The 24,945-nt window shown below is 71.8% G+C and carries 22 protein-coding genes and 1 riboswitch; of the genes, 7 read left to right on the top strand and 15 right to left on the bottom strand.

The features are described from left to right. Positions 1–80: 80 nt before the first annotated feature. Positions 81–1,562, top strand: coding sequence for a M1 family metallopeptidase (locus tag ACFV9W_RS21475; protein ID WP_385763168.1), 1,482 nt, complete (start codon positions 81–83; stop codon positions 1,560–1,562). Positions 1,563–1,628: 66 nt separating this feature from the next. Here ACFV9W_RS21475 and ACFV9W_RS21470 read toward each other — a convergent pair whose 3' ends face one another. Then, on the bottom strand, positions 1,629–3,032 hold the full coding sequence (locus tag ACFV9W_RS21470) for a peptidase C39 family protein (protein ID WP_385763166.1): 1,404 nt from the start codon (positions 3,030–3,032) through the stop codon (positions 1,629–1,631). Between the two features lie 216 nt (positions 3,033–3,248). On the opposite strand from ACFV9W_RS21470, the gene ACFV9W_RS21465 reads away from it, so the two are divergent. After that, positions 3,249–3,890 carry a uridine kinase gene (locus tag ACFV9W_RS21465; protein ID WP_385763164.1) on the top strand — a complete coding sequence of 214 codons (642 nt, stop codon included), beginning with the start codon at positions 3,249–3,251 and terminating at the stop codon, positions 3,888–3,890. 407 nt (positions 3,891–4,297) lie between these two features. Further along, positions 4,298–6,160: an AAA family ATPase gene (locus ACFV9W_RS21460; RefSeq protein ID WP_385763162.1), complete on the top strand. Its 1,863-nt coding sequence runs from the start codon at positions 4,298–4,300 to the stop codon at positions 6,158–6,160. Positions 6,161–6,288: 128 nt separating this feature from the next. On the opposite strand, the gene ACFV9W_RS21455 is transcribed toward ACFV9W_RS21460, so the two are convergent. From ACFV9W_RS21455 to ACFV9W_RS21415, 9 genes are all read right to left on the bottom strand, one after another. Next, entirely contained in the window at positions 6,289–7,356 is a 1,068-nt protein-coding gene (locus tag ACFV9W_RS21455) for a hemolysin family protein (protein WP_385763160.1), read from the bottom strand. Beyond that, positions 7,353–8,690 (bottom strand): hemolysin family protein, encoded by a 1,338-nt coding sequence (locus tag ACFV9W_RS21450; RefSeq protein ID WP_385763158.1) that lies wholly within the window; start codon positions 8,688–8,690, stop codon positions 7,353–7,355. The genes ACFV9W_RS21455 and ACFV9W_RS21450 overlap by 4 nt, the downstream gene beginning before the upstream one ends. Positions 8,691–8,945: 255 nt before the next feature. After that, positions 8,946–9,395: a PH domain-containing protein gene (locus ACFV9W_RS21445; RefSeq protein WP_385763198.1), complete on the bottom strand. Its 450-nt coding sequence runs from the start codon at positions 9,393–9,395 to the stop codon at positions 8,946–8,948. A 28-nt stretch (positions 9,396–9,423) separates the two neighbouring features. Beyond that, entirely contained in the window at positions 9,424–10,272 is an 849-nt protein-coding gene (hisG, locus tag ACFV9W_RS21440; protein ID WP_385763156.1) for an ATP phosphoribosyltransferase, read from the bottom strand. A gap of 55 nt (positions 10,273–10,327) precedes the next feature. Further along, entirely contained in the window at positions 10,328–10,600 is a 273-nt protein-coding gene (locus tag ACFV9W_RS21435) for a phosphoribosyl-ATP diphosphatase (RefSeq protein WP_266721891.1), read from the bottom strand. Positions 10,601–10,634: 34 nt separating this feature from the next. Further along, positions 10,635–11,120 carry a 6,7-dimethyl-8-ribityllumazine synthase gene (ribH, locus tag ACFV9W_RS21430; protein ID WP_385763153.1) on the bottom strand — a complete coding sequence of 162 codons (486 nt, stop codon included), beginning with the start codon at positions 11,118–11,120 and terminating at the stop codon, positions 10,635–10,637. A gap of 39 nt (positions 11,121–11,159) precedes the next feature. After that, the gene (locus ACFV9W_RS21425; RefSeq protein WP_385763150.1) at positions 11,160–12,440 is read right to left on the bottom strand and encodes a bifunctional 3,4-dihydroxy-2-butanone-4-phosphate synthase/GTP cyclohydrolase II; all 1,281 of its coding nucleotides are present in this window, start codon (positions 12,438–12,440) and stop codon (positions 11,160–11,162) included. Then, positions 12,437–13,090 (bottom strand): nicotinamide riboside transporter PnuC, encoded by a 654-nt coding sequence (locus ACFV9W_RS21420; protein WP_385763148.1) that lies wholly within the window; start codon positions 13,088–13,090, stop codon positions 12,437–12,439. Before ACFV9W_RS21420 ends, ACFV9W_RS21425 begins: the two co-directional genes overlap by 4 nt. Next, positions 13,087–13,689, bottom strand: coding sequence for a riboflavin synthase (locus ACFV9W_RS21415; RefSeq protein WP_385763146.1), 603 nt, complete (start codon positions 13,687–13,689; stop codon positions 13,087–13,089). Before ACFV9W_RS21415 ends, ACFV9W_RS21420 begins: the two co-directional genes overlap by 4 nt. A 161-nt stretch (positions 13,690–13,850) precedes the next feature. Next, a riboswitch (FMN riboswitch) is annotated at positions 13,851–13,983 on the bottom strand. A 133-nt stretch (positions 13,984–14,116) separates the two neighbouring features. Here ACFV9W_RS21415 and ACFV9W_RS21410 point away from each other — a divergent pair. After that, on the top strand, positions 14,117–15,022 hold the full coding sequence (locus tag ACFV9W_RS21410) for an RNA polymerase sigma-70 factor (protein ID WP_385763144.1): 906 nt from the start codon (positions 14,117–14,119) through the stop codon (positions 15,020–15,022). Between the two features lie 91 nt (positions 15,023–15,113). Then, positions 15,114–15,848 carry an SDR family oxidoreductase gene (locus ACFV9W_RS21405; RefSeq protein WP_385763142.1) on the top strand — a complete coding sequence of 245 codons (735 nt, stop codon included), beginning with the start codon at positions 15,114–15,116 and terminating at the stop codon, positions 15,846–15,848. A gap of 184 nt (positions 15,849–16,032) precedes the next feature. Here ACFV9W_RS21405 and ACFV9W_RS21400 read toward each other — a convergent pair whose 3' ends face one another. Next, a complete protein-coding gene (locus tag ACFV9W_RS21400) occupies positions 16,033–17,202 on the bottom strand; it encodes an ROK family transcriptional regulator (protein WP_385763140.1) in 1,170 nt (389 codons plus the stop codon). Positions 17,203–17,296: 94 nt separating this feature from the next. Between ACFV9W_RS21400 and ACFV9W_RS21395 the strand changes: the two genes are divergently transcribed. Then, complete coding sequence (locus tag ACFV9W_RS21395) at positions 17,297–18,511, top strand: MFS transporter (protein WP_385763138.1); 1,215 nt, start codon at positions 17,297–17,299, stop codon at positions 18,509–18,511. 123 nt (positions 18,512–18,634) lie between these two features. Continuing rightward, positions 18,635–20,047, top strand: coding sequence for a uracil-xanthine permease family protein (locus tag ACFV9W_RS21390; protein ID WP_385763136.1), 1,413 nt, complete (start codon positions 18,635–18,637; stop codon positions 20,045–20,047). Here the strand turns inward: ACFV9W_RS21390 and ACFV9W_RS21385 are convergent, their stop codons facing one another. The 4 genes from ACFV9W_RS21385 to ACFV9W_RS21370 form a co-directional block, all read right to left on the bottom strand. Beyond that, positions 20,048–20,611 (bottom strand): UbiX family flavin prenyltransferase, encoded by a 564-nt coding sequence (locus tag ACFV9W_RS21385; RefSeq protein WP_385763134.1) that lies wholly within the window; start codon positions 20,609–20,611, stop codon positions 20,048–20,050. Then, positions 20,599–22,059, bottom strand: a complete 1,461-nt coding sequence (locus tag ACFV9W_RS21380; protein ID WP_385763132.1) for a UbiD family decarboxylase — start codon at positions 22,057–22,059, stop codon at positions 20,599–20,601. The genes ACFV9W_RS21385 and ACFV9W_RS21380 overlap by 13 nt, the downstream gene beginning before the upstream one ends. Next, the gene (locus ACFV9W_RS21375) at positions 22,046–22,789 is read right to left on the bottom strand and encodes a hypothetical protein (protein WP_385763130.1); all 744 of its coding nucleotides are present in this window, start codon (positions 22,787–22,789) and stop codon (positions 22,046–22,048) included. Before ACFV9W_RS21375 ends, ACFV9W_RS21380 begins: the two co-directional genes overlap by 14 nt. Positions 22,790–23,978: 1,189 nt before the next feature. Next, positions 23,979–24,908: an amidohydrolase family protein gene (locus ACFV9W_RS21370; RefSeq protein WP_385763128.1), complete on the bottom strand. Its 930-nt coding sequence runs from the start codon at positions 24,906–24,908 to the stop codon at positions 23,979–23,981. Between the last annotated feature and the right edge of the window lie 37 nt (positions 24,909–24,945).

Genomic DNA, 24,945 nt, shown 5'->3' with positions numbered 1-24,945 from the left:
AGACCTTGGTCACGTACAACCGGGCCGCGGCGTCGCGCGTCCCACCTAGCGACGCGTTCCGTCCGACCGGAAGGTTCCCGATGAGTACGTACCGGACACCCCGCCGCAGAACCCGTCTCGCCCTCGCGGCGGCGATCACCGCCACGGCCGCGCTGACCGGCCCCGCGGCCGTCTCCCGGGCGGCCACCGATGCCGCGACGCCGGGCGCCCCGGGCCTCGGCGATCCGATGTTCCCGCTCGACGGGAACGGCGGCTACACGGTGTGCCACTACACGCTCGACTTCGACTGGCAGGCGCCGCGGACCCCGTTCGCCGCCGCCACCACGATCAAGGCCACCGCGACGCAGGGGCTGTCCCGCTTCAATCTCGACTTCGCCGGGAACGAGCTGCGCTCGGTGACCGTGAACGGCCGCACGGCACAGGCCCGGCGGGACGGCGACGAGCTGATCGTCACGCCCGCCGCGCCGATCCCCAGGGGCAGCGCCTTCACCGTGAAGGTCGGGTACACCGCCGACCCGACCCAGGTGCGCCACCGCGACGACGCGATCGAGGACTACGGCTGGATCCCGACGCCCGACGGGACGGTCCTGTACCCGCAGCCCAACGGCGCCAAGATGATCTTCCCGTCGAACGACCATCCGAGCCGGCGCGCCCCCGTCACGTTCCGCGTGACGACCCCGGGCGACCGCACAGCCGTCGCGAACGGGCGCCTCGTCGACCGCACCGAGCGCGCCGACGGCCGGATCCGCTGGACGTACGACTCCGAGCAGCCGGTCGCGACGCAGCTGGTCCAACTGGCCGTCGGGAAGTTCACGTTGATCGACGGCAAGGGGCCCGGCGGGCTGCCGCTGCGCGATGTCGTGCCGGACGCGCTCGTGGCGCCGACCAAGCAGTACCGCGACCTGACGCCCGAACACCTGACCTGGCTGCAAAAGAAGTTGGGCCCCTACCCCTTCAACCGGTACGGCGTCCTCGTCGGCGACACGGACCTCGGGGTGGCCCTGGAGACGCAGACGCTGTCGCTCGTCCCGAAGGCGGACCTGCTCGGCACGAAGGTCGACGCCGAGCGCAATCTCGTCCACGAGCTGGCCCACCAGTGGCTGGGCGACAGCGTCGGGATCGCCACCTGGTCCGATCTGTGGGTGAGCGAGGGCCACGCCCGCTTCTACGAGCGCTGGTACTCCGAGGAGCACGGCGGCGACAGCTTCGAGGCCGCGATGAGGACGGCCTACGAGAACCACGACCAGTGGCGCCACGACTTCGGTGCCCCCGCCGAGCCCACGGAGCCGAACCTCTTCAAGCGGATGCGCTACGACGGCTCGGCGCTCGTCCTGTACGCGCTGCGCGAGCAGGTCGGCGCGGAGACCTTCGGGAAGATCGAGCGGGCCTGGGTCACTCAGTACCGGGGAAGGACGGCGTCCACGGCCGACTTCATCGCGCTCGCCTCCAAGGTGGCGGGCCAGGATCTGACGGGCTTCCTGCGTCCCTGGCTGTACGGCTCGAAGACGCCTCCGATGCCGGGCCACCCCGACTGGGTGGTGAAGCCGGTCGTCACCGGCTGACCCGGCCGCCGGGAGCGTCCCTCGGCGAGTGCCCGTCGCCGGCACTCGCCGAGGAGCGGGGTGCGCTCAGCGCACGCCCACCGCCGCCAGCGCCTTGCGCTGCTTCTCGGTCGGCTGGGCCGGGAAGTACAGGTAGCAGACGCCGCCGGTGCCGGAGACGACCTTGCCGGTGGCGTTGTAGCGCTTGGTGCGGAGCCAGATGTTCTCCCATTCCCGCCGCTTGTAGACGCGGCGGACCGCGGGGTTGCTGGGCGAGGCCGGGTCGTTGGCGATCACGTCGCCGTCGGCGGTGAAGCCGATGACCGTCATCAGGTGTCCCGCCGTGCCGTACCCCGCGCCGGTCAGCTCCTCCTTGAGGAACGACTGGGACGTTATGGCCGGGATGCCGGCCGCGATCAGCTTCTCCAGGTCGCCGAGGGAGGAGAGGCGGGTGACGACGCCCTGCAGGTCCTTGTACGTCGCCGCGTACGCCGCGTTGAACGGCCAGTTGCCGCAGCCCTCGTACTGGTAGTCATACGTATAACGGGCGGCGTGGCAGACCTGCGGGTCGGCGAACGAGGGGTCCACCCAGGCCAGCTGCTCCGGCGTCGGCTTCCGGCCCCAGTACTCGATGATCATCTGCGAGGACGTGGGGCTGCACCAGGCCTCTCCCCCGTTGTCGTACTCGGGGTACTGGCCGATGTGGGTGTTCTGCGAGTAGCGCGGGACCTTCAGCTCCTTGGCGAGGCCCGGTGTGGACGCGGGGACCGTGAAGCGGTCCGGGACGTCCGAGCCCATGGCGCCCAGGCGCCACACCGTGGGCGCGGCCTTCGAGCCCGGCGCGCGCAGCAGCCTCAGACGCAGCCGGTAGGAGACCAGGCGCAGCCCCGAGGCCGTGTCGTCGATGGAGAACGTGTCCGTCCAGATGCTCGACTTGCCGTCCGACTGGTCGTCCACGGACGTGCGGCGGATGTCGGCGTCCTTGTCGTCGCCCGCGGTCCAGCGGCCCATGACGTACCAGGGGGTCGTCGCGCCGTCCGTGTAGGTGCCCTGGAGTTCGATCTGGATCCAGGTGCCCTTCGGGGTGCGCGCGTTCCAGGACGCGATGACCTCGGTGGCGGGCGCCGCGAGCGCGTGCACCGGGGAGAGCCACTCGGCGTACTCCCACTCGGCCGTCTTGTTCAGGTGCGGGTCCTTGTACGTCGTCGTCCCGGCGGGCGTGCCGATCGTCACGCCGGGGCGCGCGCCGCCCACGACGCGCGTGCCGCGCGCGGTGCCGGTGCGCCAGTCGGCGGACGTGGTCCAGGTGCGGTTGTCCACGTGGCGGTTCACGGCGGCCTTCCGTGCGGCCGGGGTGGTCGGTGCGGACTGCCGCCCGGACGAGGCGGCGCCCGCGACGCCCGCGGCGGCCGTCGTGGCGAGCGCGGCGCCCGCGGCCGCCGCGAGAACGGTTCTCCGGGAGAGCGGGGACGGGGTTTCGGGTCGGGTCATCGGCTGATCCCTCGGTCGTCGGTGCTGACGGACGTGACGGAGACGGAGACAGAGGCGGAGACTGACGTGACAGAGTGCGCCAACTATGGCCGCCGGGGCGAGATTTCCACCAGCGTTTCGCAGCGGCGCGCCCGCACGAATATTGGTCTTCACCACTGGCATGACCTGCGGCGGCGCGCGCGAAACCGATCCGGGCGGCGTCGTACCCTTGCGGCCGTGAGCTATCACCATGTGCCCCTCGCCGACTGCGCCGACCGGATCCGCCGGCTGCCGCCTTCCTGCGGCCCCGTGCGGCTCGTCGGCATCGACGGGCACGCGGGTTCCGGGAAGTCGACCTTCGCGACACGGCTGGCCGGAGCGCTCGGCGGGGCGCCCCTGCTGCGGCTCGACGACCTCGCGAGCCACGACGCGCTCTTCGGCTGGACCGAACGCCTGCGCGACCAGGTCCTCGCCCCGCTCTCCCGCGGCGAGGCCGCGCGCTACGAGACGTACGACTGGCGCGCCCGCCGCTACGCCGCCGTGCGCGAGCTGCCGGCGGCGGACGTCGTCCTGATCGAGGGCGTGGGGGCGGGCCGGAGCGAACTTCGGCCGGAACTCGCGATGTTGCTGTGGCTCGACATGCCCCGCGAGGCCGCCTGGGCGCGGGGACGGGCGCGGGACGGGGAGGAACAGCGGGAGTTCTGGGACGGCTGGATCCCAGCGGAACAGGAGCACTTCCAAGTGAACCCGTCCCTCCCCTTCGCACACCTTTTGGTACGGGAGTGTCCAGAGGGATACGAGGTACGCGAAGGGCCTGGCGGGATCCCACCCTTGAAGGAGACCGTCACTCACGGTGATGGACCGCCAGCGGTCCGGTGAACCTGTGGAAACACCCTTCCGCCACTTTCCACGAGAGCCCCAACTCTGCTTGACCGAGGGGCCGTACAGGACTTACGTTCTCAATGTGCGGCCTTTCGGGGCCGCCTACAGACGCGAAGCCCCCGGTTGTTCCCCCGTGATCGGGGGCTTCGTTCTGCCCTCAATGCCCCTTGCCGAGCGCACCGAGCCGCCGTTCGCTCACCCTGGGTCACCATCCGGTACCGCGCTCACCTGCACCGAATCCCCCCGCCCGTGCCCCGATCCGGCCGGGTCGCGCCCTACGGCCGAGCTCGCCCCCGCAGGTACGATGCCCTCGGTGCGGTCTACGGACGGCTCGCTGTCCGCATCGTGACAACTCCCGTCCATGACAGAGCGGTTCATCGGGGGCACGGTTTGTGGGGGACGTGATGGACTTCGGCACCGGTGCACAGGCCGGCCCGGCCGACCTCGCCTGGCTGCGAGGCGTCGACGCCTACACCATGGGCGCCTATCCGCAGGCGGAGGACGAATTCCGCACGGCGGTACGGATGGACCCGGGGATGGCCGACGGCTGGCTCGGGCTGCACGCCCTGCGCGTCGACACGACGACGGCGCTGCTGCGCATGTTCCGGCACCGCGACCGGTTCGGGGAGCAGCGCATGCGCCATCGGCGCACACTCAACTCCTGGTACTGGCTGGGCTGGTGGGTCCAGCCGGTCCTTGAACACCCGCGCGACCTGCTGCTCGCGCACGCCTCGCACTGGCTGGACGGGCGTCATGTGCCCGACCTGGACCGGGCGTTGGCCACGCTGCCGCCGTTCGACGCGGACCCGCAGGTGAGGTTCCTGCACGCCTGCCGCTCGTACCTGGTGAAGGACTGGGATCAACTGGTCCGGCACACCGACCCGTTGACGAACGACCCGATGCTGGGCATCGAGGCCGGTCTGTTCGGCGGCATGGCCCGGGTGCGCCTGGAGATGTACGGGCAGGCGGAGCCGCTGCTCTCCTCGGCCCTGATGCGCTGCCGCAGCGAGCAGCCGCAGCGCAAGGAGCTGCGCTACTGGCTGGCCAGGGCGCACGAGGGCACGGGACGCTCGGCGGCCGCGCTGCCCCTGTACCGGGCGGTGCACCGGGTCGACCCCGCCTTCATGGACACCTCCGCGCGGCTCGCGGCGATCGCCGAGGGAGACGGTTACGGCGACTTCGGCGACGGGTCGGACCTCACGCCGCTGTCCATGACGGGATACCAGGACGGGGTCGACGGCGACGCGGTCGATCCGCTGTACGAGAGCGACGGGCGCGACCTCAAGGTGACCGACCCCGACCTGCCGCCCCCCGGTGGCGGGTCCGGCGACGACGCCGACATGGTCCGGGAGAAGGCCGTCGTGCCGGTGCCCGCGCCGCCGCCGGCCGGCAGCGCGGATCCGGTGCTCCTGGAGGAGGCGCTCAGCGAGCTGGAGCGGATGGTGGGCCTCGAGCCCGTGAAGCGCCAAGTGAAGGCGCTGTCCGCCCAGTTGAACATGGCGCGCCTGCGGTCCGGGCAGGGGCTTCCGGTCCAGCCGCCGAAGCGGCACTTCGTCTTCTCCGGGCCTTCGGGTACGGGGAAGACGACGGTGGCGCGGATTCTCGGGCGGGTGTTCTACGCGCTCGGGCTGCTCGGCGGGGACCACCTCGTGGAGGCGCAGCGCGCGGATCTGGTCGGCGAGTATCTGGGGCAGACGGCGGTCAAGGCGAACGAGCTGATCGACTCGGCGTTGGGCGGTGTGCTGTTCGTCGACGAGGCGTACGCGCTGTCCAACTCCGGTTACGGGAAGGGCGACGCGTACGGGGACGAGGCCCTTCAGGTGCTGCTGAAGCGGGCCGAGGACAACCGGGACCACCTCGTGGTGATCCTCGCCGGGTATCCGGAGGGGATGGACCGGCTGCTCGCGGCCAACCCAGGGCTTTCGTCGCGGTTCACGACGCGGGTCGACTTCCCCTCGTACCGGCCGCTCGAACTCACCTCCATCGGCGAGGTGCTTGCCGGGGAGAACGGGGACGTGTGGGACGAGGAGGCGCTGGACGAGCTGCGGTCCATCGCCGGGCACGTCGTCGACCAGGGGTGGATCGACGAACTCGGGAACGGGCGGTTCCTGCGGACGCTGTACGAGAAGTCGTGCGCGTACCGGGACCTTCGGTTGACCGGGTATGTGGTCGAGCCCACGCGGGACGATCTGGCCACGCTCCGGTTGCCCGATCTGATGCAGGCCTACGGTGAGGTGTTGTCGGGGCGGGGGCCGTCCGGCGGTTGATCCGTCGGGCCCCGGTCCCGTTTTACCGGAACCGGGGTTGACGTCTCGGGGCGCTGCCCCGGACCCCGCGCCTCAATCGCCGGCGGGGCTTGAATTGGCTCAATTGGCGCCGAAGCCTGCCGACTTCCCTACGCCAGTGCCTCCTCACGCTTGCGGGCCGGGGGGACCTGGACGTGGGTCGGGTCGTTGACCTCGCCGACCAGGAGTTCGAGGACGTCCTCCAGGGCGACCAGGCCGAGCACGCGGCCGGAGGCGTCCGCGACCTGCGCGAGGTGGGTGGCCGCGCGGCGCATCACCGTGAGGGCGTCGTCCAGGGGGAGTTCCGAGCGGAGCGTCGCCATCGGGCGCCACAGCTGCTGCGGGACCGCGCGGTCCGTGTCGGGGCCGTCGATCAGGTCGAGGACGTCCTTGACGTGCAGATAGCCCATGAAGGCGCCGTCGTCGGAGCAGAGCGGGAAGCGGGAGTAGCCCGTGCGGCCCGTGAGGCCGATGATCTCGGCCGGGGTGACCGCGGGGCCCACCGTCACCAGCGAGGCGCGGTCGAGCAGCACGTCCGTCACCGGGCGGGAGCCCAGTTCCAGGGCGTCCTCAAGGCGCTCCTGTTCCTCGGGGGCCAGCAGCCCCGCCTGGCCCGAGTCCTCCACGAGGCGGTTGAGCTGCTCGCTCGTGAAGACCGCCTCCACCTCGTCCTTCGGTTCGACCCTGAAGAGCTTGAGGATCAGCCGGGCACAGGCGCCGAGGGCGACGGTGACCGGCTTGCAGAGGCGGGCGAAGGCGACGAGTCCGGGGCTGAACCACAGCGCCGTCCTCTCCGGCGCCGCCATCGCCAGGTTCTTCGGGACCATCTCGCCGATGACGAGGTGGAAGAAGACCACGGCCGCGAGCGCGATCACGTACCCGAGGGGGTGGATCATGCCGTGCGGGACGTGGGCCGCCTCGAAGACGGGCTCCAGGAGGTGCGCCACCGTCGGTTCGGCCACCGCGCCCAGTGTCAGCGAGCACACGGTGATACCGAACTGGGCCGCCGCCATCATCTGCGGCAGGTGCTCCAGGCCGTACAGGACCTGCTTGGCCCGCTTGCCCGGGATCGGTTCGATCTGGCTGCGGCGGACCGACACGAGAGCGAACTCCGCGCCCACGAAGAAGCCGTTGGCGAGGACCAGCAGGGCGGCGAAGACGAGTTGCAGCGCGCTCACCGGGCCGCCTCCAGGACGGGCCGCGGGGCGTCCGCGAGCTTGACGACACGGACGCGCTCCGCCCGGTAGTGGTCCACGGCGCGCACCGACAGGCGCCAGCCGGGGAGTTCGGCCTTGTCGCCGGGGGCCGGGATGCGGCCCAGGAGATCGGCGACGAGCCCCGCCACGGTCTCGTACGGGCCCTCGGGGGCGTCGAGGCCGATGCGGCGCAGGATGTCGACGCGGCAGCCGCCGTCGGCGTCCCAGGCGGGACAACCGTCCTCGGCCGGGGCGACCGCCAGTTCCGGCAGGTCGAGCCCGTCGTGCTCGTCGCGGACCTCGCCGACGAGCTCCTCCACGATGTCCTCCAGGGTGACGACCCCGGCCGTGCCGCCGTACTCGTCGACGACGACGGCGATCGGCTGCTCGCTGCGCAGGCGCGCCAGGAGGGGCTGTACGGGGAGGGTCTCGGGGACCAGGAGCGGGGGCTGCGCGATGCGGCTCACCGGTGTGCGCAGCCGTTCGTGCGCGGGCCTCGCGAGGGCGTCCTTCAGGTGGACCATGCCGATGATCTCGTCGATCCGCTCCCGGTAGACCGGGAAGCGGGACAGACCCGTGGCGCGGGTCAGGTTGACCACGTCCTCGGCGGTCGCGGACGCCTGCAGCGCGCTGACCTTCACGCGCGGCGTCATGACGTGCTGCGCGGTCAGCCCGGCGAGGGAGAGGGTGCGGACGAACAGGTCGGCCGTGTCCTGCTCCAGGGCGCCCGCCTGCGCGGAGTGCCGGGCCAGGGAGACCAGCTCGCCCGGGGTGCGGGCGGAGGCCAGCTCGTCGGCCGGCTCGACGCCGAGCGCGCGCACGATCCGGTTCGCCACCGCGTTGAGCAGGGCGATGACCGGCCGGAACAGCCGGGAGAAGGCGTGCTGCGGGCCGGCCACGAACCGGGCGACCTGGAGGGGTTTCGACACCGCCCAGTTCTTCGGGACGAGTTCACCGATCACCATTTGCACGGCGGAGGCCAGGAGCATGCCGACGACGACGGAGACACCGCCGACGGCGCCCTCGGGCAGGCCGACGGCGGTGAAGGGGCCGTGCAGCAGCTCGGCGAGGGCCGGTTCGGCGAGCATGCCGACGACCAGTGAGGTGATGGTGATGCCGAGCTGGGTGCCGGAGAGCTGGAAGGACAGCTGTTTGAGGGCGCCGACAACGGTGCGGGCGCGCTTGTCGCCCGCGGCCGCGGCCTTCTCGGCGTCGGGGCGTTCCACGGTGACGAGGCCGAACTCGGCCGCCACGAAGAAGCCGTTGGCGAGGATCAGGAGGAAGGCGGCCGCAAGGAGCAGCAACGGGATGGTCATGCCGCCGCCTCCGGGGACGTGTGCGCCTCGGAGGCGCTGTGTCGGGAGGGGGCGGCGCAGGTACTACCGGACGATCCGTCCATCGCTGGAGGGAGTCACTCCTCGGTTAGCAGGAGCCCTTGGCTCCGCCGGGTTGGCGGGTGGGGGCGGGGCGGCGCGGTGGGCGCGCCCCGGGACCAGATTAATCAAGCCGGGGGGTTGTGCGGCAGGCCTCACGCGGTTGACGTCTCGGGGCTCTGCCCCGGACCCCGCGCCTCAATCGCCGGCGGGGCTTGACTGGTGCGCGGATTCGGTCAGGGCGCGGAGCGCCTTCGCGTCGCGGATCGCGGCCTGCTTGGCCATGCCGGGCTGGATGCCCATCGCCGCCATGCTCGTGCCGTCGGTGAGGTCGAGGAAGGCCCAGGGGTCGCCGGGACGCAGGTTGACCTGGACGATCTCCGCCCAGGTCAGGCGGCGGCTGCGGGCCACGTTGACCACCGTGACGCCCTCGGCGTCGGCGACGACCTTGGGCCGGGCGAGCAGCCAGAGCACGGCCCAGAACAGGGCCCCGGTGAAGACGAAGCTGGCCTTCTCCCCCGGGTTCAGGCCGCCGAGCAGCAGCGCGACGACCGTGATCACCACGAAGGACGCGGCGCCGAGCGCGTGCAGGACGGCGCGGGTGCGGCCCGGTCGGAAGGTGACGGGCAGGCTGGGGTGGTCGGACATGGCAACGTCCTCAGACATGGCAGCGTCCTCAGAGGCGGCAGGCGTGGATGGCCGTGGTGAGGATGGCCCGCGCGCCGAGGGCGTACAGGTCGTCCATGATCCGCTGCGCGCCCTTCGACGGGACCATGGCGCGCACCGCGACCCAGCCCTCGTTGTGGAGGGGCGAGATCGTCGGGGACTCCAGGCCGGGGGTGAGGGCGACCGCCTTCTCCAGGTGCTCGGCGCGGCAGTCGTAGTCCATCATCACGTACGTCCGGGCGACGAGGACGCCCTGGAGGCGGCGCAGGAACTGCTGCACCTTGGGGTCGTCCGACGTGTCGCCCTTGCGGCGGATGACGCAGGCCTCGGAGCGCATGATCGGCTCGCCGAAGACCTCCAGGCCCGCGTTGCGCAGCGACGTGCCGGTCTCGACGACGTCGGCGATCGCGTCGGCGACACCGAGCTCGATGGCGGTCTCGACGGCGCCGTCGAGGTGCACGACGTTGGCCTCCACGCCGCGCTCGGCGAGGTACTTGGCGACGATGCCCTCGTACGAGGTGGCGATCGTCCGGCCCGCGAGGTCGGCGAGGTCCTTGACGGCTCCCGGGCGCGAGGCGAACCGGAAGGTCGAGCGGGCGAAGCCGAGCGGCAGGATCGTCTCGGCCTGGGCGCCGGAGTCGATCAGCAGGTCCTCGCCGGTGATGCCGATGTCGAGCTTGCCCGAGGACACGTAGATCGCGATGTCCTTGGGGCGCAGGTAGAAGAACTCGACCTCGTTGTCCGGGTCGACCGTGACGAGTTCCTTGGACTCCTTGCGCTGCCGGTATCCGGCCTCATGCAGCATGTCCGACGCAGGCCCTGAGAGTGAACCCTTGTTGGGGACGGCGATGCGCAGCATGAGGTCGGATTCCTTTGCGTAAGGGGTGAGTTGCGGATGGAGGAGGTACGCGGGCTTAAAGGTGCGCGTACACGTCGTCGAGGGAGATGCCGCGGGCGACCATCATCACCTGGACGTGGTAGAGGAGCTGCGAGATCTCCTCGGCGGCGGCTTCCTTGCCCTCGTGCTCGGCGGCCATCCAGACTTCGGCGGCCTCCTCGACGACCTTCTTGCCGATGGCATGGACGCCCTTGTCGACCAGCTCAGCGGTGCGGGACGTGGCGGGATCGCCGTTGGCTGCCTTGTGCTGGAGCTCGGTGAAGAGCTCCTCGAACGTCTTATTGGACATGGTGGCGTCTACTTTACGCGTCCCGGCCCCGCGCTCAGCGCCAGGGCTCGGCGACAGTGCGCAGCGTGGTCGCGGTGGCGACGGCGGCGGTGACCGCCTCGTGCCCCTTGTCCTCGCTGGAGCCCTCGATACCGGCCCGGTCGAGCGCCTGCTCCTCGGTGTCGCAGGTCAGGACGCCGAAGCCGACGGGGACGCCGGTGTCGACGGTGACCTGGGTGAGGCCGTTCGTCACGCCCTGGCAGACATACTCGAAGTGCGGGGTGCCGCCGCGGATGACGACGCCGAGCGCGACGATCGCGTCGTAGCCGCGGCCCGCGAGGACCTTGGCGACGACCGGCAGCTCGAAGCTGCCGGGGACGCGCAGGACGGTGGGCTCGCTGATGCCCAGCTCGTTCAGGGCGCGCAGCGCGCCGTTCACGAGTCCGTCCATGACCTGCTCGTGCCACTGGGCCGCGATGACGGCCACGCGCAGGTCGCCGCAGTTCTTCACGCTCAGTTCGGGTGCACCCTTGCCGCTCACGCGCTTCTCCTCGTACGTACGTATCTGAAAACGGTTGGCTTACTGGTTGTTGCAGGCGGACGTGCGCGGGGCGTCCAGCCACGGCAGGTCGTGGCCCATGCGGTCCCGCTTGGTGCGCAGGTAGCGCAGGTTGTGCTCGCCCACCGTGACGGGCATCGGCTCCCGCTCGGTGACCTTGAGGCCGTGCCGGGTGAGGGCGTCGGTCTTGTCGGGGTTGTTCGTCATCAGGCGCAGGCTGCGGACGCCGAGGTCGCCGAGGATCTGGGCGCCGGCGGCGTAGTCCCGGGCGTCGGCGGGCAGGCCGAGCTCCAGGTTGGCGTCGAGGGTGTCGCGGCCCTGCTCCTGGAGCTCGTAGGCGCGCAGCTTGGACAGCAGGCCGATGCCGCGGCCCTCGTGTCCGCGCAGGTAGACCACGATGCCGCGGCCCTCCTCGACGATGCGGCGCATGGATTCCTCCAGCTGGGGGCCGCAGTCGCAGCGCAGCGAGTGGAAGACGTCGCCGGTCAGGCACTCGGAGTGGATCCGGGCGAGGACCTCCTCGCCGTCGCCGATCTCGCCGTGGACGAGAGCGACGTGCTCGACGCCGTCGACCGTGGAGCGGTAGCCGTAGGCGGTGAACTCGCCGAAGGCGGTGGGGAGCTGGACGGTCGCCTCGCGCTTGACCGTGGGCTCGGAGGTGCGGCGGTAGTCGATCAGGTCCTTGATGGAGATGATCGTCAGGCCGTGGCGGCGGGCGAACGGGACGAGCTCGGGCAGGCGCAGCATGACGCCGTCCTCGCCCGCGATCTCGACGATGGCGCCGGCCGGGCGCAGGCCCGCGAGCCGGGCGAGGTCGACGGCGGCCTCGGTATGGCCGTCGCGGACCAGGACGCCGCCTTCCTTCGCGCGGAGCGGGAAGATGTGGCCGGGGCGGACGAAGTCGCCGGCCATCGAGGTGCCGGAGGCGAGCATGCGCAGCGTCTTGGCGCGGTCGGCGGCCGAGATGCCGGTGGTCACGCCGTGCGCGCCGGAGGCGTCGACGGAGACGGTGAACGCGGTCTGCATCGACTCGGTGTTGTTGCCGACCATCTGCGGCAGTTCGAGCCGGTCGAGCTCGGCGCCCTCCATGGGTGCGCAGATCAGGCCGCGGCACTCGCTCATCATGAAGGCGACGATCTCGGGCGTGATCTTCTCGGCGGCGACGACGAGGTCGCCCTCGTTCTCGCGGTCCTCGTCGTCGACGACCACGACGGGGCGTCCTGCGGCGATGTCGCGGATCGCCATCTCGACCGGGTCGAGGATAAGGTCCTCGACCTCGTAGAGGTTCGGTGCCGTGCTCATGCGCGAGCTCCTTCCATGGCCGGGGTGGCGGGGGCAGCGGCGGCGCGGGAGCGCAGCCACCAGTCGCGCATGCCCCACAGGACGAGCGCGCCGTAGATGACGTAGACGAAGCCGGAGAAGGCGAAGCCGTTGGCGAAGTTCAGGGGGACGCCGACGAGGTCGACGAGCAGCCAGGCGAACCAGAACTCGACCATGCCGCGGGCCTGGGCGTACATGGCGACGACGGTGCCGACGAAGATGTACGCGTCCGGCCACGGGTCCCAGGACAGCGTCGGGAACGCGGTGAACAGGCCGCCGACGGCGAGCGTGCCGACGGCCGCCGCGCCGACCAAGTAGCCGCGCTCGCGCCAGGTGGCGAAGCGGACCGCGATGGAGCCGTCCTGCGCCTGGCCCTTGCCGCGGTTCCACTGCCACCAGCCGTACAGGGCGACGGCGATGACGACGAGCTGCTTGCCCGCGCTGCCCGAGAGGTGGGCGGTGGCGAAGGCGGTGAGCAGGATCGCGCCGGATATCAGCTGGGCGGGCCAGGTCCATATGGAGCGGCGCCAGCCGAGCGCGAGGGCGATGAGGCCGATGGTGTTGCCGATCATGTCGGACCAGAGGATGTGCTGGCCGAAGATCGTGAAGGCCTCGGTGTTGAGCCAGTTCACCGGGCACCGCCCTGGGCTCCGAGCATCCGCTCGACGTACTTGGCGATGACATCGACCTCGAGGTTGACCGGGTCCCCGGCCTGCTTCACGCCGAGCGTGGTGAGGTCGAGGGTGGTGGGGATGAGGCTGATGGTGAAGTAGTCGTCGGCGGCCTCGACGACCGTCAGGCTCACGCCGTCGACGGTGATGGAGCCCTTCTCGACGACGTACTTCGACAGCTCGGCGGGCAGCGAGATCTTGACGATCTCCCAGTGCTCGGAGGGGGTGCGGTCGACGATCGTGCCCGTCCCGTCGACGTGGCCCTGCACGACGTGCCCGCCGAAGCGGCCGTCGGCGATCATCGGCCGTTCGAGGTTGACGCGGGAGCCCGTGGCGAGCGCGCCGAGGCTGGAGCGCTTGAGGGTCTCGGCCATGACGTCGGCGGTGAACTCGTCGTCCTCGTGCTCGACGACGGTCAGGCACACGCCGTTGACGGCGATGGAGTCCCCGTGCTTGGCGCCTTCGGTGACGACGGGGCCTCGGACACGGAAGCGACATGCGTCATCGAGCGTCTCGACGGCGGTGATCTCGCCCAGCTCTTCGACGATTCCGGTGAACACTTCCCGGGTCCTCCCTCTACGGGCCTGGACTCCGGGGCACTGTCGTTCGACGACGACAGAACGTACGGACTGCGACACCTGGGGCGACGCCGCGGTCGACACCGGTCCCCTTGACAGGGACCGCTGAAACAGCCGGCGACGCGCACTCACGTGCCCGCCCGCCGCGCACTGCCTCCCATCCGGACTTTAACCGTCGGTCCAGGAATTTCACCTGGTCAACCGGTCACAAGGTGCGTGACCGGGTCGCGGACTGTAACCGCCGGTTCGGACTTTCACCGACCCCGGAGTGCGCTGCTTCTGGTACAGAGCCAGTCTGCCACGTCTGCCCGACGCGCACGCATGCGAATGCTGTGGGCTGACTCACAGGCCGCGTCGCTGGTTTTCGTCCGCCCGCGGGAATACGCCGCCGTTCTGGCAGTCTGAGCGCGTGACCAGCACGCAAGGCCCGGAGCGCGCCGCCGAGTTCGAGACCCACAGGGCCCGGATGTTCGGGCTCGCCTACCGGATGCTCGGCTCCGCCGAGGAGGCCGAGGACACGGTTCAGGACGCGTATCTGCGGTTCGGCGCGACCGAGCCGGGGGCCGTCGAGCACGCCGGGGCCTGGCTCGCCAAGGTCGTCACGAACCTCTGCCTGAACCGGCTGTCCTCCGCCCGCGTCCAGCGGGAGCAGTACGCGGGGCCCTGGCTGCCCGAGCCCGTCCTCACCTCGGACGGTGCCCTCGGCCCGCTGGAGTCGGCCGAGCAGCTGGACTCGGTGTCGTGTGCGCTGCTGGTGCTCCTGGAGCGGCTGACGCCGACGGAGCGGGCGGTGTACGTGCTGCGGGAGGCCTTCGCGTACGGGTACCGGGAGATCGCCGGGGTGCTCGACCTCGGGGAGGCGAACTGCCGTCAGCTGTACCGGCGTTCCGTGGCGCGCCTGGAGGAGGAGCGGGCGCGCTTCGAGCCGTCGGAGCGGGTGCGGCGGGAGCTGGTCGAGGCGTTCGTCGGGGCGGCCCGCGAGGGCGATGTGGCGGGCCTGGAGAAGTTGCTCGCCACGGATGTGCGGTGGTGGGGCGACGGCGGCGGCAAGGTCACCGCGGCCCGCAAGGCCGTCTCGGGCCGCGAGAAGGTGCTGCGGTTCCTGGCGGGCATCGCCGAGCGGTACCTGGTGGGCGTGGAGCTGTACGTCGAGGAGATCAACGGGGAGCCGGGGATCGTCGCGCGGCAGCCGGACGGGGGCCTGTTCGCGGTGGTCTGCTTCGAGGCCCGGGACGGGCGCGTTTCGGTGGGGCGGACGATCCTGAATCCGGACAAGCTGGGGTTCGTGACCCGTCAGCTCAAAATGGCGGCCTAGGGGCTGTCACAAACGCGCGGCGCCGCCGGTTCTCAGCTGACGACGGGCGTTCCGCAGGGGGACGTCCGGGCGCGAAGGAGCTGAGAAGGCGATGACCACGATCCTGGTGACCGGCGGAACCGGAACGCTCGGCCGGCTCGTCACCGAGCGGCTGCGCGGGGCGGGGCACGAGGTGCGGGTGCTGAGCCGGCACAGCGAGCCGTACGCCGTGGACCTGCGCGAGGGCGGGCCCGCGCTCGACCGCGCGGTGACGGGTGTGGACACGATCGTGCACTGCGCGTCGACGCAGACCGGCGGTGACGAGAAGGCGGCGGCGAACCTGATCGCGGCGGCGCGGCGGGCGGAGGTCCCGCACCTCGTCTACATCTCGATCGTCGGCGTGGACGAGGTCCCCTTCCCGTACTACAGGGCGAAGCTCGCGGTGGAGCGGCTCGTCGAGGAGTCGGGGCTGGGGTGGACGGTGCTGCGGGCGACGCAGTTCCACGATCTGGTGGCGACGGTTCTGCGGGTCGCGGCGAAGCTGCCGGTGGTGCTGTCGCCCTCCGGGGTGAGCGATCAGCCGATCGAGGTGGCGGAAGTGGCGGAGCGGCTGGCCGAGTTGGCGCAGTCGCCTCCGGCGGGGCGGGTGGAGGACATGGGCGGGCCGGAGGTTCTCGCGTTCACGGATCTTGCGCGTACGTATCTCAGGGCGGCGGGGAAGCGGCGGGCGGTCGTCTCGGTGCCGCTGGCGGGGAAGGCGTATCGGGCGTTTCGGGCGGGTGGGCATCTGACGCCGGAGCGGCGGACCGGGAAGGTGACGTTCGCGGAGTATCTGTCCCGGCGTTGACCGGTCCTACGTCGCGGGGCTCCGCCCCGGACCCCGCGCCTCAATCGCCGGCGGGGCTTGAATTGCGAGCGCCGCGGGGGGGCATTCCAAGCACCACGGGGGCGCGCATTTCAAGCGCCGCGGGGGTGAGCACTTCAAGCCCCTGCGGCGATTGAGCAGCGGGGTATGGGGCGGAGCCCCAAGCTCAGCGCCGGGTGGCCTCGTGGGGATAGACCGCCTCCTGCGCCGCCTCCCGGGCCATCAGGAGCGCCCCGCGGAGGACCGCGTCGCCGCCCAGTTCGCCCGCGCGGATGTCGGTCGGCAGCGGGGACATCGCGGCGACGCGGGTCGCCACCCGGTCGGCGAGGGCCGCGCCGCCCGCGCGGCCGATCTCGCCCGCGAGCACCACGCAGCCGGGGTCGAGGACGGCCACCATCGCGGCGGCGCCCAGCACCACCCGGTCGGCCAGCGCGTCGAGGAAGCCGGCGGGCCCGTCGCGGACCACGTCGGTGGCGCGCTCCAGCGGTTCGCCGGGGCCCACGAGCCCGTGGGCGACGGCCAGTTCGAGGATCGCGGCGGAACCGGCGAGCGAGTGGAAGCCGCCGTCGCAGCCGGTGGCCGAGGGCAGGCCGGCCGTTCCGGGCACCGGCAGGAAGCCGACCTCGCCGGTGCCGCCGGAGGCCCCGCGGCGGAGCTTGCCGTCGAGGACGACCGCCGCGCCGATGCCGAGCCCGAGCCACAGCAGCACGAACGTGTCGCGGTCGCGCGCGGCGCCGTCCTGGCGTTCGGCCACGGCGGCGAGGTTCGTCTCGTTCTCCACCAGCACCCGCGCGGGCAGCCGCTCCTGGAGCGCGGCGACGAGGCGGCGGTGCCAGCGCGGCAGCCCCGAGGAGTCGCGCAGCTCACCCGTCGCCGGGTCGATCAGCCCCGGCGCCCCCACGCCCACCGTGTGCAGGCGCTCGACCCCGGCCTCCTTCGCCGTGCGTTCGAGCAGCCCCACCGCGCGCTCGACGGCGACCCCGGTGCCGTCGCCGGGCTCGACCGGCGCGGACGCCTCCGCGAGCACCCTGCCCAGCAGATCCGCGACGACGAGCCGGACGCCTCCGGTGCGCACGTCGAGCGCGGCGAGGTGGGCGCGGTCGGCGACGATCCCGTAGAGCCGGGCGTTGGGGCCGCGCCGCTCGGCGCCCGACTCGCCCGCGATCTCGATGAGGCCCGCCGCGGTGAGCCGCTCGACGAGGTCGGCGACGGTGGGCCGGGACAGGCCGGTGCGGTCCTTCAACTGCCCGGCGGTGAGCGGCCCTTCCTCCTGCAGGAAGCGCAGCGCGAGCCGGTCGTTGATGGCTCGGGCGGTTCTCGGCGAGGCGGGCGGCATGGCGGGATCCTACGCGGATATCACTGGCATTATCAGGCAGGGTTCCTGATAGTTTACGGCGGCACGCAAGGGAGACTTGGGGAGGGCTCGCGGGATGCCGGAACTGACGTACAAGCCAAGGGAGTTGAAGCGGGCGCGGTACGCCGTCGCCACCGTCTTCTGCATCCATGGCTCCGTGACGGGGTCGTTCGCAACGCGGGTGCCCTGGATCCAGGAGCACGCGGGCGTGAGCGCGGGCCAGCTGGGCCTCGCGCTCGCCTTCCCCGCGATCGGCGCCTCGCTCTCGATGCCCCTTGCGGGCAGCGTCACCCACCGCTTCGGCGCCCGCGCCGGGCTGCGCGGACTGCTCGCGCTGTGGACGCTGGCCCTGATCCTGCCCTCGCTCGCGCCCAACCTGCTCACGCTGTGCGCCGCGCTGCTCGTCTACGGGGCGACCGCGGGCATGTCGGACGTCGCCATGAACGCGCTGGGCGTCGAGATCGAGACCCGGCTCGACAAATCGATCATGTCTGGGCTGCACGGGCTGTGGAGCGTGGGCGCCCTGATCGGCTCGCTCGGCGGCACCCTCGCCGCGCATCTGGGCTCGGACGCGCGGCTGCACCACGCGCTCGCGGCGGCCGTCCTGACCGTGGCGGGGCTGATCGCCTGCCGCTGGGTGCTCGATCTGCGTCCGACGGAGGAAGAGGAGGCGCCGCCGCGCTTCGCGCTGCCGCCGAAGTCCGCCCTCCTCATCGGGGCCGTCGGCTTCTGCGCCGTGTTCGCGGAGGGCGCGAGCCTCGACTGGTCGGCGGTGTATCTGCGGGACGTGCTCGGCACATCGGCCGGGCTCGCGGCCGCCTGCACCACGGCGTTCACCCTGACGATGGCGGTGGCGCGGATCGCGGGCGACGCGGTGGTGGACCGGTTCGGCGCGGTGCGCACCGTGCGGATCAGCGGCATCGTGGCCACGCTCGGCGGGCTGCTCGTGGTGGTCGCGCCGAACCCGGGCGTCGCGATGGCCGGATTCGGCCTGGTGGGCCTCGGTATCGCGGTCGTCGTGCCGCTGTGCTTCGCCGCGGCCGGGCGCAGCGGCCCGAACCCGAGCCTGGCCATCGCGGGCGTCGCCACCATCACGTACACCTCGGGCCTGATCGCCCCCTCGGCGATCGGCACGATCGCCGACGCGACCAGCCTCGTCGTGTCGTTCGGCCTGGTCACGGTGCTGGCGACCGGGCTCGTGGTGTTCGCGAAGGTGCTGCGCGGCGGCGACCGTACGCCGACGGGGGCGGTGGAACCGAACGCCGCGCGGGCGACGGATCACGCCTCGTAGGACCGTTCAGGTGGGCGGCGGCTCGGTACGAACTCGCACTTACGTCGCATTAACATGAAGCGATCATTCCGAGCCGCACAGGCACCACCCACCTCACGGCCACCACAGAAGGCGGAAACTCTCATGGACCTCGGCGTGCGCTGGAAACTGCACGGCGACGGGCGCACGCCGGCTCCCGGCGCGGTCGTCCGCCCCGACGAACGCCTCTCGTGGCCGCGCACGGTCGGGCTCGGCGCACAGCATGTGGTCGCGATGTTCGGCGCGTCCTTCGTGGCGCCCGTCCTGATGGGCCTCGACCCGAACCTCGCGATCATGATGTCCGGCGTCTCGACGGTCATCTTCCTGCTCGCGACGCGCGGCCGGGTCCCCAGCTACCTGGGCTGCTCGCTCTCCTTCGTGGGGGTCGCGGCCGTGATCCGGGCGCAGGGCGGCAGCAGCGCGACGGTCACGGGCGCGGTCTTCGTCGTGGGGGCCGCCCTGTTCCTGGCCGGACTCGCGGTGCGGAAGTTCGGGGCGCGGATCATCCACGCGGCGATGCCGCCCGTGGTGACCGGCGCGGTCGTGATGCTGATCGGCTTCAACCTGGCCCCGGTCACGGCCTCCACGTACTGGCCGACGGACCAGTGGACGGCGCTGCTCGTCATGCTGTTCACCGGTTTGGCCGTGGTGTGCCTGCGCGGTTTCTGGTCGCGCATCGCGATCTTCCTCGGCCTGGTCTTCGGCTACGCGCTCTCCTGGGTCCTCGACCAGGTCTTCGGCAAGATCCACTCGCCGAACAGCGGCGGCAAGGCCGTCGACCACTGGCGCCTCGACCTGTCGGCGGTCGGCCAGGCCGACTGGTTCGGCCTGCCGTCCTTCCACGCCCCGTCCTTCCAGTGGTCGGCGATCCTCGTGGCGCTCCCGGTCGTCATCGCGCTGATCGCGGAGAACGCCGGGCACGTCAAGGCGGTCGGCGAGATGACCGGCGACAACCTCGACGGCAAGCTCGGCACGGCGATCTCGGCGGACGGCGTCGGCTCGATGCTCTCCACGGCCGTCGGCGGCCCGCCCAACACCACGTACTCCGAGAACATCGGCGTCATGGCCGCGACCCGCGTCTACTCGACGGCGGCGTACTGGGCGGCGGCGGGCTTCGCGCTCCTCTTCGGCCTGTGCCCGAAGTTCGGCGCGATCGTCGCGGCGATCCCGGGCGGCGTGCTCGGCGGCATCACGGTCATCCTCTACGGCATGATCGGCCTGCTCGGCGCGCAGATCTGGATCAACGCGGGCGTCGACCTCCGCAACCCCCTGAACCTCGTCCCCACCGCCGCGGGCATCATCATCGGCATCGGCGACGTCTCCCTGAAGTTCACCGACACCTTCTCGCTGAGCGGCATCGCCCTCGGCACCGTCGTCGTCATCACCGGCTACCACGCGCTGCGGGCCATGGCCCCCGCCCACCTCAAGACGCAGGAGCCGCTGCTGGACGAGGGGACGTCCTCGTACGACGAGGGCGCGTCGTCCGACAACCAGGGCGCGGCGTCCGACAAGAAGTAGTCACCCTCCCGCCCACCGGTCCACATCGGGACCCGGCAGGGCGAGTTGATCGAGGACCCGGGCGACCGTGTGGTCGACCAGGTCCTCGATCGTTTTCGGGCGCCGGTAGAAGGCCGGCATCGGCGGCACGATCCGGACGCCCATGCGGGCGAGGGCGAGCATGTTCTCCAGGTGGATCTCGTGCAGCGGGCTCTCGCGCGGCACGAGGACCAGCGGGCGGCGCTCCTTGAGGACGACGTCGGCGGCCCGGCCGATCAGTCCGTCCGCGTACCCGGCGCGGATCCCCGCGAGCGTCTTCATGCTGCACGGGGCGATCACCATGCCGTCGGTGCGGAACGAGCCCGACGAGACGGCCGCCGTCTGGTCGCCGGGACGGTGCACGACGTCGGCGAGTTTTTGTACGTTGCCGGGGCCCAGGTCCGTCTCCGACTCGACGGTCGTCCGGGCCCAGCGAGTGAGGATCAGATGCGTCTCGATGTCGGGCACTCCACGCAGGGCCTCCAGGAGGCGGATGCCGTAGACGGCGCCGGTCGCACCCGTGATCCCGACGATCAGCCGCCGCATGCCGGGCCCCGGTCCAGCAGGTCGCGGGCGCGGGCGACGCGGGCCGGTTCCGTGCGGATGCGGACGGCGTCGAAGTGCGGGCCGCGGGTGGCGTCGAGGGCCATGCGGGACGTGGTGCCGTCCGGCGTCGACGACGGATCGAGGGGGCTGCCGGGCAGCCCGTCGACGGTGAACAGGTCGGTGTGCGGCTGGAAGTGGGTGGCGAGCGCCCACAGCACGTCCGCGTCGCGGGTGACGTCCACGTCGTCGTCGACCGCGACGACCGTCTTCAGGTACGGGTCCCAGCCCAGCAGCGCCAGCATGATCTGCCGGGCCTGTCCGGGGCGGGCCTGGCGCAGGGCGACGTACGCATGGAAGTGCGTGCCCGATGTCGGGTAGTGCAGGGCGATGACCTCGGGGAACCGGGACCTGAGCTGTTCCGCCATCTCCGACTCGCGCGGAATGCGGGCGAGGTTGAGGTGCTCGGCGCTGTTGCCGCCGACGACGTCGAAGAGGACCGCGTCACGGCGGCGCAGCACGCTGTGCACGGTGAGGACGTTGTTCGTGGAACGGTCGGACGAGTAACCGGAGAACTCGCCGAAGGGGCCCTCGGGGGCGGTGCGCGCCGGGTCGATGACGCCTTCGAGGACGATCTCGGCGTGGGCGGGGACCCGGATTCCGTGCCGTGGGGTGCGTACGACGTCCAGAGGTGCGCCCAACAGGCCGCCCGCGAGGGTGCGTTCGTCGACGTCGGGGCCGACGCGGGCGGAGGCGGCGAGCTGGAAGAAGGGGTGGGCGCCGATGACCATGGCGACGGGGAGGGGTTCGCCGCGCTCCTCGGCGAGGCGCAGCAGCTGCCAGAGGTGTCCGCGGGAGTGCAGGCTCGTGGCGAGTTCGGTGCGACTGTGCAGGAGGGCGCGGTGGTAGCTGAGGTTGCCTGAGCGGTGCGGGGTGTCGGGCCGGTCGGGTGTGCCCGGTGGTGCTTCGGCCGTGATAACGCCGCTGGTGATGTACGGGCCGCGGTCCGAGTCGAAGTGCTTGAGGAGCGGGAGCGTGGTCAGGTCGACGTCCGGGCCCTCGGCGACCGTGTCGAGGACGCGGCCGGTGGGGACGGTGCGGGGTTCGGTGCGGCGAGCGGCGGCCCGCTGGTAGGCGTGGTGCAGGCCGGCCGGGTCGGTGCCGAGGAGGCGGGCGACGCGGGTGCGCGAGGCGAACAGGTTGGTGACGAGGGGCGTGCCGTCGAGGCCCGACACCTGGCGGCAGAGCAGGAGTTCGGTGCGGCCGCGGGCGGCGAGTTCGGCGACGAGGGCGGCGACGTCCTCGCCCTCCAGCTTCTCGTCGACGGTGAGTACGTCGTCGGGGTGGGCGGTGCGGTAGGCGTCGAGGAAGGCGTGCAGGTCCTGCTCGCGGGTGGCGGTGGCCGTGGCCGTGGTGATCGCGGTGGCACGGGTGGGGTCAGTGGGTGTCACAGCAGACTCCCGCGTGCACGCCGCCCGTGAACAGCCCGCCCCACGCGGGTGCTTCGACGCCCGTGCCGAGCAGGTCGAGGCCGGTGCGGACCGCGACGCGCGCGCCGTCGTGCACCGGCTTGCCCAACTCCCGTTCCACCATGGCCGCGACGGGGGCGACCGGCAGCTCGGTTCCCGCCACCACCAGGCACTCCGCGTCGGCGGAATCGGCGTCGAGGAGGATCCGGCGGACCCTCGACACGGGCAGCTCGGCCGCCTCGCGCGGGGTGGCGAGGTCGAGGGCGGTGACGGAGGCGATGCGGAGGCCCGCGGCGAGGCAGGTGTCGGCGAGGCGGCCCGCCTGTTGTGCGGAACCGGCGGTGACCAGGGCGATGGAATGGGTCGCGGCGCGGGCCAGGAGGTCGAGTTGGCCGAGGGTGACGGTGGAGGCGCGGACGCCTGCGGTGCGTTCGATGACGCGGGCGGCGGCGCGGGCGTGGGCGGCGCCGTCGAGGCCGCCCGATGTGCCGTGCCACACGATGGCGTCGGCGCCGGCCTGGGCCAACTGTGCGGCTCCGCGTTGCAGTTCGGCGGTGTGGGTGGGGGGCAGGGCCGGGCCGTACTGGAACTCGGGGAGGAGGGCGCGGGCGGTCGGGTGGGCGATGTCCACCTGGACCGGGGCGCAGATCTGGGCAACCCAGCGGTCGGCGCCGAGGGAGGTGGCGGGGAGGAGGTGACCTATACGTCGCATTCTTGGCGGGTCCTGTCTGTTGCGGTGGGGCGGGGTCGGGGGTGTGGTTCGGGTCGTCGGTGTCTGGTGGCGGGGGCGGGGGTGTGGCCAGGGTCGTCCGTGACGGTTGGGCGGGGCCGGGGCACGGGCCGTGGCCAAGGCCACCCGTGACGGTTGCGCGGCACTGGGGCACCGGCCGTGGCCAAGGCCACCCGTGACGGTTGCGCGGCACCGGGGCACCGGCCGTGGCCAAGGCCACCCATGCCCGATAACACGGCACCGGGCCTCCGCCGGCTGCGCCGGTGCCCGCCCATCTCCCACCCGCCCGCCCCCTCCGGGGGCTTCGGCCCCCGTGGGTGCCCCGGCTCGGCGCCCCCGTTCCCTTGCACCGCACCGCGCCTACGCACCGTCCGCCGACCGGCACCGAGGTTACGTACCTGCGCCGTAGCCTGGGCCGTCGTTCGCGGTGCGCGGCACCGGGGGCCGCCTTGCCCACCCTGCCGCCCAAGGCGGCAGATTGCCCAAGGCGGGGGCGGCCCACCGGAATGGGTGGGGAGCCGCGGCCTGCGGCCCGTCGCCCAAGGCGGTGGCGGCCCACCGAAATGAGTGGGGAGCCGCGGCCTGCGGCCCGTCGCCCAAGGCGGTGGCGGCCCACCGAAATGAGTGGGGAGCCGCGGCCTGCGGCCCGTCGCCCAAGGCGGTGGCGGCCCACCGAAATGAGTGGGGAGCCGTGCCCCGCGGCCCGTCGCCCAAGGCGGGGCTCGACCGACCGCAACGGATGGGAACCGTGGCCGACGACCCGTCACCCAAGGCGGGGCTCGACCGACCGCAACGGATGGGAACCGTGGCCGACGACCCGTCACCCGAGGCGGCGGCCCGGTCGACCGCAACCCTTGGGAGTCACGGCCGGGAGCAACGGGCACCGGCACCCCGGCGGGCCGACGCCCCCGGAGGGGGCGGGTGGGTGGGAGATGGGCGGCGGATTCGCCCGAGGCCGTGGCGGTCGGCCGCAACGGCCCCGGAGCCACGCCCCGGAGCCGCCCCGCGGCAACGACACCCCCTCCACCCCGGGTGACCGATCAAGCCCGTCCGGCGATTGAGGACGAGGGGGTCCGGGGGCGCAGCTCCCTGGGGCCGGCCCCGTCGCAGGCCACCGGAGGCCGGAGCCGAGCCACGCCACACCCCAGCCCGCCCCGGCCCCCGCCCCCCGTCACCTCCGCGCGACCGTGTCCAACGACGCGTACGTATCCGTGAGGCGAAGTTGCGCCTCTTCCTGGTTGCGCGGCGGAGGCGTCGGCTTGAGGTCGAGGAGCTTGGCCATGTTGTTGCCGAGGTATCCCTCCAGGTGTTCCTCGGAGAGGTTCATGCCCTGCGGCGGCGGCCCGCACAGCACTTCCAACTCCCGCGCCCACATGCCCGGTTCGTTCGGCGGGGAGTCCGTGCCGAAGACCAGCTGGTGCTTCTCCATCTGCTGCGCGAACTCCACGATCCGCGACTGGAGCAGCCAGCCGGACTCCCCGTACACGTTCGGCGAGTCGAGGATCATGTAGAGCGCCTCGAAGCAGTACACGCCACCGGTCTGCACACCGAAGTGGGCGAGGATGAAGTTGACGTTCGTGAACTCCCGGATGATCGGGTAGAACTGCGTCGGGATCGAGTACGGCCCATCACCGGTGTGGATGAGGACGACGACACCCAGTTCGTCGCAGACCCGCAGCACGGGCCGCAGCCAGTCGAGGGCCCGGTCGGGCCGGTAAGCGTGCATGTTGGCATGCAGCTTGAGCATCTTGTAGCCGTACTCCTTGACGTGGAACTCCAGCTCCTTCGCGCCGTTCTCGGGCCCGAAGCGCGGGTTGTACATGAAGTTCCCGATGAACCGGTCGGGGTACGTGGTGACCAGTTCGGTGATGTACGACATGTAGTCGCGGATGCCCTCGCGGCCGGTGCGCATCCCGTCCTGCCAGACGGAGTTGCCGGGGGGCGGCATGATGCAGCCGTAGTCGATGCGGCGCGGCTTCCCGTTGATCATGTACGGGCCGTCCATCATCTCCAGCGTGCGCTCACCCGTGAACGGGGAGCCGTCGTGCCGCCACGCCTGGTCGACGATGTTGGTGGGGTGCATATGGGTGTCGATGATCAAGGTCTTGTTTCCTTCCCAGCTGGTGCCAACCGTGTTC

The sequence above is a fragment of the Streptomyces sp. NPDC059897 genome (genome assembly GCF_042730865.1).
Taxonomy (GTDB): Bacteria; Actinomycetota; Actinomycetes; order Streptomycetales; family Streptomycetaceae; genus Streptomyces.
The sequence above is the reverse complement of the archived record's forward strand: the minus strand, read 5'-3'. Positions and strand labels throughout refer to the sequence as shown.

Bases quoted from the DNA above. Each gene is read 5' to 3' on its own strand.
- ACFV9W_RS21470 (WP_385763166.1), bottom strand. From the start codon at position 3,032: ATGACCCGACCCGAAACCCCGTCCCCGCTCTCCCGGAGAACCGTTCTC.
- ACFV9W_RS21475 (WP_385763168.1), top strand. From the start codon at position 81: ATGAGTACGTACCGGACACCCCGCCGCAGAACCCGTCTCGCCCTCGCG.
- ACFV9W_RS21460 (WP_385763162.1), top strand. From the start codon at position 4,298: ATGGACTTCGGCACCGGTGCACAGGCCGGCCCGGCCGACCTCGCCTGG.
- ACFV9W_RS21425 (WP_385763150.1), bottom strand. From the start codon at position 12,440: ATGAGCACGGCACCGAACCTCTACGAGGTCGAGGACCTTATCCTCGAC.
- ACFV9W_RS21375 (WP_385763130.1), bottom strand. From the start codon at position 22,789: ATGCGACGTATAGGTCACCTCCTCCCCGCCACCTCCCTCGGCGCCGAC.
- ACFV9W_RS21385 (WP_385763134.1), bottom strand. From the start codon at position 20,611: ATGCGGCGGCTGATCGTCGGGATCACGGGTGCGACCGGCGCCGTCTAC.
- ACFV9W_RS21435 (WP_266721891.1), bottom strand. From the start codon at position 10,600: ATGTCCAATAAGACGTTCGAGGAGCTCTTCACCGAGCTCCAGCACAAG.
- ACFV9W_RS21445 (WP_385763198.1), bottom strand. From the start codon at position 9,395: ATGTCCGACCACCCCAGCCTGCCCGTCACCTTCCGACCGGGCCGCACC.
- ACFV9W_RS21450 (WP_385763158.1), bottom strand. From the start codon at position 8,690: ATGACCATCCCGTTGCTGCTCCTTGCGGCCGCCTTCCTCCTGATCCTC.
- ACFV9W_RS21405 (WP_385763142.1), top strand. From the start codon at position 15,114: ATGACCACGATCCTGGTGACCGGCGGAACCGGAACGCTCGGCCGGCTC.
- ACFV9W_RS21390 (WP_385763136.1), top strand. From the start codon at position 18,635: ATGGACCTCGGCGTGCGCTGGAAACTGCACGGCGACGGGCGCACGCCG.
- hisG (WP_385763156.1), bottom strand. From the start codon at position 10,272: ATGCTGCGCATCGCCGTCCCCAACAAGGGTTCACTCTCAGGGCCTGCG.
- ACFV9W_RS21400 (WP_385763140.1), bottom strand. From the start codon at position 17,202: ATGCCGCCCGCCTCGCCGAGAACCGCCCGAGCCATCAACGACCGGCTC.
- ACFV9W_RS21395 (WP_385763138.1), top strand. From the start codon at position 17,297: ATGCCGGAACTGACGTACAAGCCAAGGGAGTTGAAGCGGGCGCGGTAC.